The 13695-nt window shown below is 71.7% G+C and carries 13 protein-coding genes; 3 read left to right on the forward strand and 10 right to left on the reverse strand.

Annotation, left to right across the window (positions count from 1 at the left end; genetic code table 11):
• Position 1: 1 nt before the first annotated feature.
• The 5 genes from fabG to sbnA all read right to left on the reverse strand — a co-directional run bounded on the left by fabG (position 2) and on the right by sbnA (position 4658).
• Positions 2 to 745, reverse strand: coding sequence for a 3-oxoacyl-[acyl-carrier-protein] reductase (gene fabG, locus ACFYYT_RS15035; protein WP_351815148.1), 744 nt, complete (start codon positions 743 to 745; stop codon positions 2 to 4).
• A gap of 123 nt (positions 746 to 868) precedes the next feature.
• Complete coding sequence (locus tag ACFYYT_RS15040; protein WP_351815151.1) at positions 869 to 1969, reverse strand: beta-ketoacyl synthase N-terminal-like domain-containing protein; 1101 nt, start codon at positions 1967 to 1969, stop codon at positions 869 to 871.
• Positions 1966 to 3231 (reverse strand): beta-ketoacyl-[acyl-carrier-protein] synthase family protein, encoded by a 1266-nt coding sequence (locus ACFYYT_RS15045; protein WP_351815154.1) that lies wholly within the window; start codon positions 3229 to 3231, stop codon positions 1966 to 1968. The genes ACFYYT_RS15040 and ACFYYT_RS15045 overlap by 4 nt, the downstream gene beginning before the upstream one ends.
• Entirely contained in the window at positions 3228 to 3491 is a 264-nt protein-coding gene (locus tag ACFYYT_RS15050) for an acyl carrier protein (RefSeq protein ID WP_266843109.1), read from the reverse strand. The genes ACFYYT_RS15045 and ACFYYT_RS15050 overlap by 4 nt, the downstream gene beginning before the upstream one ends.
• A gap of 132 nt (positions 3492 to 3623) precedes the next feature.
• Entirely contained in the window at positions 3624 to 4658 is a 1035-nt protein-coding gene (sbnA, locus tag ACFYYT_RS15055) for a 2,3-diaminopropionate biosynthesis protein SbnA (protein WP_351815157.1), read from the reverse strand.
• Positions 4659 to 4837: 179 nt separating this feature from the next.
• On the opposite strand from sbnA, the gene ACFYYT_RS15060 reads away from it, so the two are divergent.
• From ACFYYT_RS15060 to ACFYYT_RS15070, 3 genes are all read left to right on the forward strand, one after another.
• Positions 4838 to 6439 carry a tryptophan halogenase family protein gene (locus tag ACFYYT_RS15060; protein ID WP_351815159.1) on the forward strand — a complete coding sequence of 534 codons (1602 nt, stop codon included), beginning with the start codon at positions 4838 to 4840 and terminating at the stop codon, positions 6437 to 6439.
• A 101-nt stretch (positions 6440 to 6540) separates the two neighbouring features.
• Complete coding sequence (locus ACFYYT_RS15065; RefSeq protein WP_351815162.1) at positions 6541 to 7188, forward strand: flavin reductase family protein; 648 nt, start codon at positions 6541 to 6543, stop codon at positions 7186 to 7188.
• Positions 7175 to 8482: a cation:proton antiporter gene (locus ACFYYT_RS15070; protein ID WP_351815165.1), complete on the forward strand. Its 1308-nt coding sequence runs from the start codon at positions 7175 to 7177 to the stop codon at positions 8480 to 8482. Before ACFYYT_RS15065 ends, ACFYYT_RS15070 begins: the two co-directional genes overlap by 14 nt.
• Positions 8483 to 8637: 155 nt before the next feature.
• On the opposite strand, the gene trpD is transcribed toward ACFYYT_RS15070, so the two are convergent.
• The 5 genes from trpD to ACFYYT_RS15095 all read right to left on the reverse strand — a co-directional run bounded on the left by trpD (position 8638) and on the right by ACFYYT_RS15095 (position 13642).
• Positions 8638 to 9705 carry an anthranilate phosphoribosyltransferase gene (gene trpD / locus ACFYYT_RS15075; RefSeq protein WP_351815168.1) on the reverse strand — a complete coding sequence of 356 codons (1068 nt, stop codon included), beginning with the start codon at positions 9703 to 9705 and terminating at the stop codon, positions 8638 to 8640.
• Positions 9705 to 9899: a hypothetical protein gene (locus ACFYYT_RS15080; RefSeq protein WP_351815170.1), complete on the reverse strand. Its 195-nt coding sequence runs from the start codon at positions 9897 to 9899 to the stop codon at positions 9705 to 9707. The genes trpD and ACFYYT_RS15080 overlap by 1 nt, the downstream gene beginning before the upstream one ends.
• A gap of 265 nt (positions 9900 to 10164) precedes the next feature.
• Positions 10165 to 11511, reverse strand: coding sequence for a class II 3-deoxy-7-phosphoheptulonate synthase (locus ACFYYT_RS15085; RefSeq protein ID WP_351815173.1), 1347 nt, complete (start codon positions 11509 to 11511; stop codon positions 10165 to 10167).
• Positions 11508 to 12107 (reverse strand): aminodeoxychorismate/anthranilate synthase component II, encoded by a 600-nt coding sequence (locus ACFYYT_RS15090; protein WP_351815176.1) that lies wholly within the window; start codon positions 12105 to 12107, stop codon positions 11508 to 11510. The genes ACFYYT_RS15085 and ACFYYT_RS15090 overlap by 4 nt, the downstream gene beginning before the upstream one ends.
• Positions 12104 to 13642, reverse strand: coding sequence for an anthranilate synthase component I family protein (locus ACFYYT_RS15095; RefSeq protein WP_351815179.1), 1539 nt, complete (start codon positions 13640 to 13642; stop codon positions 12104 to 12106). Before ACFYYT_RS15095 ends, ACFYYT_RS15090 begins: the two co-directional genes overlap by 4 nt.
• Between the last annotated feature and the right edge of the window lie 53 nt (positions 13643 to 13695).

The raw sequence follows: 13695 nt of genomic DNA on the forward strand, positions 1-13695 counted from the left end.
GTCAGACGACCAGGCCGCCGTCGATGTGGAAGACCTGTCCGGTGATGTACGCGGCACGGTCGGAGGCCAGGAAGGACACCAGCTCGGCGACCTCCTGCGCCTCGCCGAAGCGGCCCAGCGGGATCCGCGCCTTCATCTGCTGGGCGTGCTTCTCGGACAGGCCGCCGACCATGTCGGTGGCGATGAAGCCGGGGGCCACGGAGTTGGCCCGCAGGCCGCTGCGGCCGGACTCCTTGGCCAGGGCCTTGGTGAAGCCGATGATCCCGGCCTTGGTCGCGGAGTAGTTGCTCTGCGTGGCGTTCCCGGCGGCGGCGACGGAGGACAGGGTGACGATCGTGCCGCGGCGGCGCTTCATCATCGGGAAGGCCAGCGCCTTGGCGAAGTTGAACGTGCCGTCGAGGTTGGTGCGGACGACCGCGTCCCAGTCCTCGTCCTTCATCATCGCCAGGTGGCTGTCCCGGACGATGCCCGCGGCCGTGACCAGGACCTCCACCGGGCCCAGCTCCGCCTCGGCCTCCGCGGTGAAGGCCCGGACCTGGTCGCGGTCCGTGACGTCCACGCGCCGGGCGAGCACCCGCGCCCCCAGCTCCCGCGCGGACTTCGCGGCGAGCGTGGCGGCCTCCTCGTTGGACTGGTAGCAGAACGCCACGTCGTGGCCGTCCCGTGCCAGGGTCTCCACCACGGCCCGGCCGATGCCGCGGGAGCCGCCGGTGACGAGGGCTACCGGCCTCGGTGTCTCGGACATGGATAGATGCCTCTCTCTTCGCGGCGCGGGTGCGCGGGTACGGGGATCGCGCGGGTAGGGGGGAAAGGGGCGGTACGGGGCCGGGGGCGCGGCCGTCCGCGCCCCCGCCGGTCCCAGCCGGTCTCAGCCGAGCCGCAGCAGGGTGGCTCCGACGGTGCCGTCCCGGTCCAGGGCGGTGACCAGGGCGAGCCGGTCCACGAGGGCGGGCTCACCACCGGCGTGGGCCAGTACGGCGGCCAGCTGGAACGCCGCCGACGCGGCGGTCGCGTCGCCGACGAGCGGGCGTACGGCGATCCGCTCGCCCGCGACCCCCTCCAGCGCGGACTCCTCCTGCTTGCCGAGCTGCCCCGGCGGGGTGCCCGGCGCGACCAGGGCGACGTCCTGCGGTCCCACGCCGGCGTCGGCGAGCACCTCGGCGACGCAGCGGGCCAGCGCGGCCCCGGCGCGCCCGCTCTCGGGGAAGGCCCGGAAGCGGGAGCCGAGGACGGTGGCGAGCACCCGCCGGCCCCCCTCCCGGGCGTCGTCCCCGCTCTCCAGCAGGAACAGCGCGGCGCCCTCGCCGAGCGGGTCGGCCTCGGCGCCGCCGTGGTCGGCGACCCGCTCCAGGCGGGCGCGCTGCACGGAGAACTCCTCCGCCGCGCCGGCCAGCAGCGCGTTGGCGTGGCCGCCGCGCAGCAGCCGGGAGGCGTAGTTCAGGGCGAGCAGGCCGGTGGCCGAGCCCCCGGACACGGTGACGTTGGGGCCCTTGAGGGTGTGCCGGATGGCGCTCTGGCCCGTCGGGCAGTTCATCACGGTGTTCGGGAAGCGGGCCGGGTCGACCAGGTAGGGCTTCTCCCCCGTCAGGGCGTCCTTGGTGAAGTCCATGATGGACTGGACGCTGCCGGAGGTGCCCAGCACGAGCCCGGTCTTCTCCGGGTCGGCGGCCAGGCCCCGGCCGAAGTCCTCCAGGAGCTCCCCGACGGTGACGACGGCGATCCCGGTGGCCCGGTCCATGGACCGGGTCCCCTTGCGGCCGAGCACGGCCTTGATGTCGAAGTCCGGGATCAGGCCGGCTTCCCCGTACGGGACGGGCCACTGCGCGCCGTCCACCGCCGAGGTGGCCGTCGTCCGCGCGAGGAGGCCCTCGGCGAAGGAGCGGCGGCCCAGCCCGTACGGGGAGGTGACGGCCCAGCCCGAGATGACGAGCCGGCGCTCGCCGGGCTCCGCCGGTGCTGTTGCGCTCATGCGACTGCGCTCCTCTCTTCCCAGTGGCCGAGGACCAGCACGGCGTTGTTGCCGCCGAAGGCGAGTCCGTTGTTCTGCACGACCTTGAGGTCGGCTTCCACGGCCTCGTTCGGTACGCAGTCCACGCCGCACTCGGGGTCGGTGGTGCGGTGGTTGATGGTCGGCGGGATGAACCCCTCGCGCAGGGCGAGGGCGCAGGCCGCCGAGGCCAGGGCGCTGGCGGCGCCCATGGTGTGGCCGATCATCGACTTGATGGAGACGGTGCGCGGCAGGTCCTCGCCGAACACCTGGCGGATCGCGCCGACCTCGGTGACGTCGTTCGCCCGGGTCCCGGTGCCGTGCGCGGAGATGAAGTCCACGTCGGCGGGGGTGATCCCGGCGTTGGCGTGCGCCGCGGTGATGCAGCGGGCGATCGAGTCCCGGTCGGGGGCGACCGGGTGGCTGGCGTCGCAGGACAGTCCGTAGCCGAGGACCTCGGCGTAGATGCGGGCGCCGCGGGCCAGCGCGGATTCCAGCGATTCCATGAGCAGGATGCCGGCGCCCTCACCGGTGAGGATGCCCTGCCGGTCGGCGTCGAAGGGCCGGCAGACGTCGGGGGCGATGGTGCCGAGCCGGTAGAAGCCGGTGAAGGTCTTGCGGCACAGGGCGTCGGCCCCGCCGCACAGCGCCATCTCGACGTCTCCGGAGCTGATGGCGTCGTAGCCGTAGCCGACGGCGTAGTTCCCGGCGGCGCAGGCGGTGGGGACGGTGACCGTCTCCACGTCCTCCAGGCCGAGTTCGCGGACGATGCCCGCGGAGAGCCGGCCGGGCCAGACGCGCCGGGCCACCACCGGGTCGAGGGTGTCCTCGTCCCCGGCGACCTGGAGCCCGGTGAGGTGGTCGAGGTCGCGGGACTCGCCGTCGGTGGTGCCGACCGAGACCAGGGAGCGCCTGGCCCGGACGTCCGCCTCGGTGAGTCCGCCGTCGGCCACCGCCATACGGGCTCCGGCGACCGCGAACTGGGCGGCCCGGCCGAGCTCGTCGGCCGGCAGCTCGCGCAGCCAGGCCTCGGGCTCGAAGTCGGTGATCTCGCAGGCGTTGGAGTGGGCGAAGCCGGTGGTGTCGAAGGCGCTGATGGGCTTCGCCCCGCTGCGTCCGGCGCGCAGTCCCTCGGCGAAGGCGTCGACGCCCGTGCCGATGCTCGTCACGACACCGAGACCCGTGATCACCACCCGGTGCCGGGGAGCGGGTCGCCGCCCCGTCGCGGCCGTCTCGGAGGTCACTTGCCCTCGGCCTCCGCGATCACGGCGTACACGCCGACCAGGTTGACCATGCGGCTGAGCTCGGACTGCTCCAGCGTGATGCCGAAGACGCGCTCCAGCGAGGCCAGGATCTCGATGGTGCGCAGGGAGTCGGCGTCGTGCTCCTCCTTGAACAGGCTCGTCTCGGTCACCTCGTCGAGGTCGAGTTCGAGGATGTCGCAGACGATGTCCTTGATCTGCTCCTTGCGCCCGGCGTCGAGGGCGGGGATCTGGGTGGTCATCTGATGTTCCTCCAATGAACGGCGGTCCGCGGCGGACCTGCCGGTGCCGTGCCGGGTGGGCGCCCGGTGGGGTGTCGAGGTGGTGGGGGTCTTGCGTGGTTACCGATGGATCGATGGTGGGAGGGGCCGCTATCAGTGGCCTATATCCACCAGGTGCGGGGTGCGGCCCACGGAGCGGGGCTCCTTCCAGAGGTGCGAGACCTCGCCGAACTGGCGGTACACCCAGGCGTCGTCGTAGATCGTCTCCAGATAGCGGTCGCCGCCGTCGGGCAGGACGAGCACCACGTTCGAGCCGGGGACGATGTCCGGGGCGATCCGTTCCAGCGCGGCGACGACGGCCCCGGAGGAACCGCCGGCGAGTACGGCCTCGTCGCGGACGAGGCGCCGGCAGCCGACGACGCAGTCGAGGTCGCCGACGTGGATGACCCGGTCGGCGTCCGAGGGGCGCAGCAGGCGGGGCACCACCGAGGCGCCGTGGCCCGGGATGAGCCGGGTGCGGCGCTCCTGCGGGCCGAAGAGCACGCTGCCGATGGCGTCCACCGCGTTGATCGTGGTGGACATGCCGTGCCGGCGGATGTACTCGGCGCAGCCGCCCAGGGTTCCGCTGGTGCCGGCGGCCAGGACGAGCTGGTCGACGCGGCCGTCGAGGGCCTCGGCGATCTCCCTCATCGTGGCCTGGTGGGCGATCGGGTTGAGCGGGTTGGAGTACTGGTCGGGCCAGTACGCGTCGGGCGTCTCGGCGACGAGGTCGGCCACCCGGCGCAGCCGGGCCGGCAGGAGTTCGCCGGTGACCGGGTCGGGGTCGACGACGATCTCGACCTCGGCCCCGTAGGCCCGCAGGATCGCGACGTTCTGCCGGGTCGTCCGGGCGTCCACCACACAGATGAAACGCAGTCCGAAATACCCGCAGATCTGGGCGAGCCCGATCGCGAGATTGCCCGAACTCGACTCGATCACGGTTGATGTGCCGGGGACGAGTTCCCCGGTCCTGATGCGCGCCAGCACCATGGAAAGTGCCGAGCGGTCCTTGATACTTCCTCCGGGATTGAACCGCTCCACCTTGGCGAACACCCGCGAGCCGAGGCCCGGCAGCAAACGCTCCAGTTCAATGAGCGGAGTTCCTCCCACGGTAGAGAGGATTCCCTTCGTCCCTTCGTCGTACGGCATCTGATGCAGCCATCCTCTGCTGGGAGTTGCGGGGTGCGGATACAGCGTGACCGAGATTCGGCCAATCCGCTATATCGATGCCATACGGCTGGTTATAGGTGGCGCATAGTCGGTGGCCTGAATCTCTTCCACATCGCACCACGGAACTCCCCACGCTGACGGAAGAGAGAGTCCCTCACATGACCGGCACCGACTCGCGCATTCAGAAAGTCGTCATCCTCGGCGGCGGTACCGCCGGCTGGATGACCGCCGCCTATCTCGGCAAGGCGCTCCAGGGCACCGTGGACATCACGGTGCTGGAGGCCCCGGCGATTCCGCGGATCGGTGTCGGTGAGGCCACCGTCCCGAACCTCCACAAGGTCCTCTTCGAATACCTCGGCATCGCCGAGGAGGAGTGGATGCGGGAGTGCAACGCCAGCTTCAAGATGGCCGTGCGCTTCGTGAACTGGCGCACCGGCGGCCAGGGCGAGTCCCAGGCCCGTACGCTGGAGAACGGCGGCCCCGACCACTTCTACCACCCGTTCGGCATCCTGCCGGACAGCGACAACGTCCCGATGTCGCACTACTGGGCCAAGCGCAAGCTGGAGGGCCTGACCGAGGAGCCGTTCGACTACGCGTGCTTCCGCGAGCCCCCCGTCATGGACGCGAAGAAGTCCCCGAAGTGGCTCGACGGCACCCCGTCCACCCGCTACGCCTGGCACTTCGACGCGGCCCTGGTCGCCGACTTCCTGCGCCGCTTCGCCACCGAGAAGCAGGGCGTGCGCCACGTCCAGGGCGAGATGACCCACGCGGAGAAGGACGAGCGGGGCTTCATCAAGGCCCTGCACACCAAGGACGGCCAGGTCCTGGACGCCGACCTGTTCGTGGACTGCTCCGGCTTCCGCGGCCTGCTCATCAACAAGGCCCTCGAAGAGCCGTTCATCGACATGAGCGACCACCTGCTCTGCGACAGCGCCGTCGCCACCGCCGTCCCGCACGACGACGAGGCGGCCGGCATCGAGCCGTACACCTCCGCCATCGCGATGTCCTCCGGCTGGACCTGGAAGATCCCGATGCTGGGCCGTTTCGGCTCCGGCTACGTCTATTCCAGCAAGTTCACGACGCAGGAGGAGGCGACCAAGGAATTCAGCGCGCTCTGGGGCCTCGACCCGGAGACCACGAAGTTCAACCACGTGAAGTTCCGGGTGGGCCGCAACCGCCGCGCCTGGGTGAACAACGTGGTGAGCATCGGCCTTTCCTCGGCGTTCCTGGAGCCGCTGGAATCGACCGGCATCTACTTCATCACCGCCGCCATCTACCAGCTCGCCAAGCACTTCCCCGACCGCAATTTCCACCCGGAGCTGGCCAACAGCTTCAACCGCGAGATCGAGGTGATGTTCGACGACACCCGCGACTTCATCCAGGCGCACTTCTACTACGCGCCGCGCAACGACACGCCGTTCTGGCGGGCGAACAAGGAACTGACGCTCCCGAAGAACATCCAGGAGAAGATCTCCGCGTACAAGGCCGGTCTCGCGATCAACTCCCCGATCGCCGACGAGTCCACGTACTACGGGAACTTCGAAGCCGAATTCCGCAACTTCTGGACCAACGGCAGCTACTACTGCGTCTTCGCGGGCCTCGGCCTGGAGCCGGACGCCCCGCTCCCGGCCCTCGCGCACAAGCCCGACTCCGTCGCGGGCGCCGAGGCCATGTTCGGCAAGGTGAAGCAGGAGCAGGAGCACCTCCTGGACACGCTGCCGAGCACGTACGAGTACCTGCGTCAGCTGCACGGCAAGTAAGCAGCCGCATTCCCTCCGGTGCGCTGGCCCGGAGCCGGTTCCTCCCCCCGGCTTCCGGGCCCGCGCCGCACCCCCCCCCAGCTTCAGGAGAGCACCCCGACATGTCACAGACCTCCCAGCCCGTCCCGTCCGTCCGTGCCGGCCAGTCCGGCGGCGCGGAGGCCGAAGCCGACATCAGGCCCCTGATGTCGGCGTTCCCGTCCGGCGTCTCGGTGATCACCACGATCGGCGCGGATTCCGAGCCGCGCGGTATGACGTGCAGCTCCCTGGCCAGCGTGGCCCTGTCTCCGCCCACGATCGTGCTGTGCCTGCGCACCGCGAGCCCGACCGTGCAGGCCGTCCTGGAGACGGGTCACGTCGCGGTCAACCTGCTGCACGAGAACGCCCGCCCGGTCTCCGACCTCTTCGCCTCGGGCTCCCCGGACCGCTTCGAGCGCACCGAGTGGCGCCTGCCGCTGGGGGCCGGCGGCCCGCACCTGGCGGAGGCCTCGCACGCCGTCGCCGACGCGGAGGTGGTCCGCTCCGTCGAATTCGGCGACCACACCGCGGTCTTCGTCCGCGTCCACCGGGTCTCGCTGCGCGAGGACGAGGAACCCCTGCTGTACGGCAAGCGCAGATACGCCCGCTGGACCGACGCCACCGCCGTCCCGGGCCCACCCGCCGCCGCCCCGCCCCTGCCCGCGAGACCCGCCCCGCTCCCCGCCACCGCCCCGGCGGCCCCCAAGGAGGCGGCCCGTGTCCGCCCGTGACCCGCTGCCCGACCTGCTGATCGCGATCCCCGCCGTCATCATCGCGTGCAAGGCCGGCGGGATGTTCTTCCGCCGTCTCGGTCAGCCGCCGGTGGTCGGGGAGATCGCCGTCGGCATCCTGCTCGGGCCCTCGCTGCTCGGCTGGCTGTGGCCCTCGGCCCAGACGTGGCTGTTCCCCGGGACGGTCCTGCCGTTCACCGGGGCGTTCGGAAACATCGGCCTGCTGGCGTTCATGTTCCTGGTCGGGCTGGAGCTGAACCTCTCCAACCTGCGGGGGCACAGCCGTACCGCGATCGCCGTCAGCCAGGCGAGCATCGCGCTCCCGCTGGTCCTCGGCTCGGGACTGGCCCTGCTGATGTACGACTCGCTGGCCCCCGACGGGGTCTCCAAGCTCGCCTTCGTGCTGTTCATCGCCGTGTCCATGAGCATCACCGCGTTCCCGGTGCTCGCCCGGATCCTGACCGACCGGGGGCTCTACAACACCCGGATCGGCGCCCTGGCCATGGCCTGCGCGGCCGTGGACGACGTGACCGCCTGGTGCCTGCTGGCCGCGGTGGTCGCCGTCAGCACCAGCAGCTCCCCGCTGGACGCCGCCACCACCGCCGCCCTCGCGGCCCTGTTCCTGGCGTTCATGATCTACGTGGTCCGGCCGCTGATGGCCAAATGGGCCGTACGGGCCGCCCGGACCGTGGACTCCGTCGTCCTGGTGGTGCTGTTCAGCGGGCTGTGCCTGTCGGCCTTCACCACCGACAAGATCGGCGTGCACGCGCTGTTCGGCGCCTTCGTCTTCGGTGTGGTCACTCCCCGCGGCTCCCGGGTGATCGAGCTGTGCGCGGCACGGCTGCGGGCCTTCACCATCCCGATCCTGCTGCCGCTGTTCTTCGTCAACACCGGTCTGCGCACCGACGTGGGCCTGGTGGTCGCCGATCCGATGATGTGGGTGTGGACCCTGGCCGTCATGACCGTGGCCTTCCTCGGCAAGTGGGGCGGCAGCGCCGGCGCGGCGCGGGCCACCGGGCAGTCCTGGCGGGACGCCATGTCGATCGGCGCCCTGATGAACTGCCGCGGCCTGACCGAACTGGTGGTGCTGAACCTGGGGCTGGAACTCGGGGTGATCGGGCCGGACCTGTTCACGATGCTGGTCCTGATGGCCCTCCTCACCACGGCGATCACCTCTCCCGCACTCTCCTGGATCCGAAGGGGGGTGTCCCCCGCGAAGGAGGCCGACGACGTGGCCGACGGGCCCCTGGTGCACGAACCGGTCGAGCTCCCGGCCAGGGCCGGCGTCTCCTGAGCCGCCCACCGGGCAGCTGACCCGGCTCCGCCCCACCCCGGCTCCGTCCGGGTTCCGTGACGCGATCGCCGGTGCGGCCGTACCGTCCCCCTCCCAGGGACCGGTACGGCCGCACCGCCGCGTCAGGCCACGGTCGCAGCCTCAGTGCGCGCCGCTCACCGTCCCGCCGCGGCGAGCGGCGCCGCGGCGTGTCCGGCCGCCGCCCGTACCCAGCGCTCCAGGACGGCCTGCGCCGCACCCGAGTCGAGGGACCGGGCGGCCACCGCGACCGACTCGCGCAGCCGCTCGGTGACCGTACGGCCCCGGGCCGGCTCGGCGGCGGCCAGTGCGGCGCCCGCGGAGAGCAGCACCGCGTCGCGCACCGGCCCCCGCTCCTGCCCGGCGAACAGCCGCCGTGCCACCGCCGCGTTGTGCGCGGCGTCCGCCCCGCGCAGGGCGTCGAGGGGGGCGAACGCGATGCCGATGTCCCTCGGGTCGAAGGACTCCTCCCGCACCCGTCCCTCCTCGACGCTCAACACCGTCGAGGTGGTCGTGACGCTGAGTTCGTCGAGCCCGTCGTCCCCGCGGAAGACCAGGGCCGTGCCGCCCCGGCGGGCCAGCACTCCCGCGATCAGCGGGAGCAGCCGGGCGTCGGCCACACCGACCGCCTGGGCGGTCGGCCGGGCCGGATTGGTCAGCGGGCCCAGCGCGTTGAAGACCGTGGGGATCCCCAGCTGCTTGCGGACCGGCGCCGCGTGCCGCATTGACGGGTGGAAGTCGGGGGCGAAGCAGAAGGTGATGCCCGCCTCCTCCACCAGCTCCGCGACCCGGGCCGGCGGCAGGCGCAGGGTCACCCCGAGCGCCTCCAGCACGTCCGCGGATCCCGAGGCCGAGGTGGAGGCCCGGTTGCCGTGCTTGACGACCCGGGCCCCGGCGCCGGCCGCGACGATCGCGGACATGGTCGAGATGTTCACCGTACGGGCGCCGTCGCCGCCCGTACCGACCACATCGACCGTGGCGCCGGGCACGTCGAGGGAGACCGCGTGGTGCAGCATCGCGCGGACCAGCCCCTCCAGCTCGGCGACCGTCTCGCCCTTGCCGCGCAGGGCGACCAGGAAACCGGCGAGCTGGGCCTCGGTGGCCTCGCCGCGCATCACCTGGTCCATGGCCCAGGCGGTATCGGCGGCAGCCAGGTCCCGGCCGGCGAGCAGGGCCTCGAGCAGCGTGCTCCAGTTGCGGTCCATCAGTGCCATTCTCCGGATTCGGACGTCGTGGTGGGGATCGGGACGGGGGCGGTGCGGGGGGTGCCGTCGGCGGTGACGCTGACCGGGGCGGCCGTCGTCTCGCTGTCCGCGATCCGCACCGCACCCGCTACGGCCACCGCCACGGCGATGGCGACGGTGATCCGCTTGATCTGAGTGCGCAAGGTGTTCTGCATCTCGGTTCTGCTCCCCCGTTGAGTCCTGCTCGAGTCCCGGTCTGTTCCGGTGAGAAGAACACTAGGAAGGAGCGGCTTCGAGCTGATATCGCTGCGTCTTCGGGGGCCGCACCATTTCGATAAGAACGATATAACCGCTGGTCAGGGCAGGCCCCGAAGACGATAAACAGCCTCGGAACCGGCCTTGACGACCACTGTGGAGCCGGTGGAGGGGCACTTGAGGGCCCCTCGGATATCGCTCGCCGACAATCCTGAAAGCGGAGGCTCAGCGTTCCCGGTACATTTCGGCCACCATGAAGGCCAGATCCAGCGACTGGGTGCGGTTGAGCCGGGGGTCACAAGTGGACTCATAGCGTTCGCTCAGTCCGTCCAGGCTCACTTCCTCACCGCCTCCCACGCATTCCGTGACATCGCCCCCGGTGAATTCCAGGTGCACGCCCCCGGGATGCGTCCCGAGCTCGCGGTGGACCTCGAAGAAGCCCTTCACCTCGTCGACGATGTCGTCGAAGCGACGGGTCTTGAGGCCCGAGGGGGCCTCGAAGGTGTTGCCGTGCATGGGATCGCTCACCCACGCCACCGGCGCCCCCTCCGCGGCCACCTTCTCCACCAGCCCCGGCAGCCGGTCGCGTACCTGTCCGGCGCCCATGCGGACGATGAAGGTGAGCCGGCCGGGCTCCCGTTCGGGGTCGAGCCGGTCGATCAGCCGCAGCACCGTGTCGGAGTCGGTGGCCGGCCCGAGCTTGACCGCGACCGGGTTGGAGATCTTCGAGAAGAACTCCACGTGCGCCCCGTCGAGGTCCCTGGTCCGCTCCCCGATCCACAGCATGTGGCCGCTGGTGGCATAGCGCCGCCCGGTCACCGGGTCCTCCCGGACCAGCGGCTCCTCGTACTCCAGCAGCAGCCCCTCGTGGCTGACGAAGAACTCCACGGCGTGCTGGATGCGTTCGTCGGCCCCGCAGGCGCGCATGAAGTTGAGGGCCTGGTCGATCTGGGTGGCCAGCGCCGAGTAGCGCTCGCCGACGGGCGAGCGGGCGACGAAGTCCTGGTTCCAGGCGTGCGCCTGGCGCAGGTCCGCGTAACCGCCGGTGGTGAAGGCCCGTACGAGGTTCAGCGTGCCCGCGGCGGCCTGGTGCATCCGCAGCAGCCGGCCCGGGTCCGGTTCCCGCTCCGCCGCCTCGAAGGGGAAGCCGTTGACGGCGTCGCCCCGGTAGGCGGGCAGGGTGAGCCCGTCCCGCGTCTCGGTGGGCTTCGAGCGGGGCTTGGCGTACTGCCCCGCCATCCGGCCGATCTTCACGACCGGCACGGAGGCGGCGTACTGGAGGACGAGCGCCATCTGCAGCAGGGTGCGCACCTTGCGGCGTACGGAGTCCTCCCGGACGTCCGCGAAGGTCTCGGCGCAGTCGCCGCCCTGGAGGAGGAAGGCCTCGCCCCGGGCGACGGCGCCGAGCCGCTGCTTGAGCTGCTCGCACTCGGCGGCGACCACGAGCGGAACGGTGTCGCGCAGGCGCGTGCGCACCGCGTCCAGGGCCGCCGCGTCGGGCCATGGGGGCTGTTGTGCCGCGGGCAGGGCCCGCCAGGATTCCACGTGCTCCACGAAATGCTCCTTCGTCACCCGGCGAGGGTGTCTGCGGGCTGCTGGGTCCGTGCGGTGGTGAGGAAGTTCTGCAGGAGCCGCATGCCGCCGACCGTGGTGATCGATTCGGGGTGGAACTGCACCCCTTCGACGGCGAGGGTGCGGTGGCGCAGCCCCATCACGTAGCCGTCGTCGACGGCGTGCGCGGTGGCGATCAGCTCCTGCGGCAGGGGTTCCGCCACGATGAGCGAGTGGTAGCGGGTGGCGGTCATGGGGGCGCCGAGCCCGGCGAAGACCCCGGCGCCGTCGTGGGCGACCTCGCTGGTCTTGCCGTGCTTGAGCCGGTCGGCGACGCGCACGGCGCCCCCGTAGGCCAGGCCGATGGCCTGGTGGCCCAGGCAGATACCGAGCAGCGGCACCCGTCCGGCGAAGCGGTGCACGAGCTCGACGTGGCCGGAGTCGGCGGGATGTCCCGGGCCGGGGCCCAGGACCACGGCGTCGGGGAGCCGGGCGGCGAGGTCGCCGGGGCTCTCGGTGCGGGAGCGGACGATCTCGGTGGTGGCACCGAGGGAGCGCAGGTACTGGTCGATGATGTGGGTGAAACTGTCGTACGCGTCGACGAGCAGGACCTTCACTGGAGCAGCTCCTCACCGGTGAGCGCCCAGTAGGCGGCCCCCATCTTGTGCAGGGTCTCGCGCCACTCGGCGGCGGGCGAGGAGTCCGCGACGATGCCGGCGCAGCTCTGGGTGGAGTACGTCGACCCGTCGTGGGTGACGGTGCGGATACACAGGGCCAGCCGGGACCAGCCGCGGACGTCGACCAGGCCGACGGCTCCCGCGTACATGCCCCGGGAATCGCTCTCCAGTTCGGAGATGATCTCCATGGCGCGGATCTTGGGGGCGCCGGTGACCGTCCCGGCGGGGAAGGTCGCGGCCAGCGCCGACCAGGTGTCCTCGCCGGGGGCGAGGACGCCCTCCACCGTGGAGACCAGGTGGAAGACGTGCGAGAAGGTCTCGACCGTCATGACGTCGCGGGCTTCGAGGGTGGTGGGCAGGCTGACGCGGCCGATGTCGTTGCGGCACAGGTCGACCAGCATCACGTGCTCGGCCCGCTCCTTCTCGCTGGCGAGCAGGGCCTCGATGCGCGGTCCGTCCACCGCCGGGTCCCCGCTGCGCGGGGTGGTGCCGGCGATGGGCCGCATGACGATGCGGTCGCCCTCGGTACGGAAGAGGACCTCGGGGCTGGCCCCGATCAGGGTCGATCCGCAGCGGGGCACGAGGTACATGTACGGGGAGGGATTGCGCGCGCGGAGCCTGCGGTAGACCTCGGCCGGGGTCAGCGGGCTGTCGACCTCGATGCGGTGGCCGATCTGGATCTGGTAGATGTCGCCGACGCCGATGTGGCCGAGGCAGCGTTCGACGTTGGCCAGGAAGGCCGCCTCGTCGGTGCTGTCGCGGACGGCGAACGGGGCGGGGGCCCGCGGCGCCCGGCCGGCCGGCTCGCTCATCCCGGCGGTCAGCCGCTCGACGATCCCGGCCAGATCGGTACGGGCGGCGGGGCCGCCGTCGGAGCCGAAGGCCTCGCTGCGGGCGGCCAGCCGGACGGCCGTACCGGCGTCCAGGTCGTACCAGACGGTGTCCTGGAACAGGGTCAGGACCAGGTCGGGCGCCTCGTCGCCGGGGTCGCCGCGCTCGGGCAGCTCCTCCATGTACCAGGCGGCTCCGTAGCCGACGGTGGCCAGGAAGCCGAAGGCGTACTCGGGGCGGGCGCTGTCGACGTCGAAGGAGGCCTCCACGGCCCGCAGTACGTCCCAGACCTGGCCGGGGCGCTCGAACAGCCGGTCCCCGTCCGGGCCTTCGGCCAGCCCCAGCCGGTCGGCGACCGCGGACAGCCCGGCCAGTACGGGCGCCACGCCGACGGCGGAGATCCGCCCCGGGTGGATCCGCAGCTCGGCGAGCCGGCCGAAGCCGACGACGGCCGAGTTCCCGTCGAACTCGGGGCTCTCCAGGGACTCCAGGAGGAACACGTCCTCCCCGAACCGCGCGCGCAGGGCCTCGTACAGCTCCATGGGCGGGTGCGGGTCCAGGAGGGTCTCCTCGACCCGGACGGTGAGGGGGCGCCGGCCGGGATCGGCCGGCGCCCGAGTGGTGGTGTCGAGCAGTGTGGTCACTGAATCACTTTCCTCGGACGGCTCGGGGCCGTGGTGGGGGCGGCCGTGGGGGG

Source organism: Streptomyces sp. NPDC002032, assembly GCF_042890765.1.
Classification (GTDB): Bacteria; Actinomycetota; Actinomycetes; order Streptomycetales; family Streptomycetaceae; genus Streptomyces.

Bases quoted from the DNA above. Each gene is read 5' to 3' on its own strand.
- fabG (WP_351815148.1), bottom strand. From the start codon at position 745: ATGTCCGAGACACCGAGGCCGGTAGCCCTCGTCACCGGCGGCTCCCGC.
- ACFYYT_RS15040 (WP_351815151.1), bottom strand. From the start codon at position 1,969: ATGAGCGCAACAGCACCGGCGGAGCCCGGCGAGCGCCGGCTCGTCATC.
- ACFYYT_RS15050 (WP_266843109.1), bottom strand. From the start codon at position 3,491: ATGACCACCCAGATCCCCGCCCTCGACGCCGGGCGCAAGGAGCAGATC.
- sbnA (WP_351815157.1), bottom strand. From the start codon at position 4,658: ATGCCGTACGACGAAGGGACGAAGGGAATCCTCTCTACCGTGGGAGGA.
- ACFYYT_RS15060 (WP_351815159.1), top strand. From the start codon at position 4,838: ATGACCGGCACCGACTCGCGCATTCAGAAAGTCGTCATCCTCGGCGGC.
- ACFYYT_RS15065 (WP_351815162.1), top strand. From the start codon at position 6,541: ATGTCACAGACCTCCCAGCCCGTCCCGTCCGTCCGTGCCGGCCAGTCC.
- trpD (WP_351815168.1), bottom strand. From the start codon at position 9,705: ATGGACCGCAACTGGAGCACGCTGCTCGAGGCCCTGCTCGCCGGCCGG.
- ACFYYT_RS15080 (WP_351815170.1), bottom strand. From the start codon at position 9,899: ATGCAGAACACCTTGCGCACTCAGATCAAGCGGATCACCGTCGCCATC.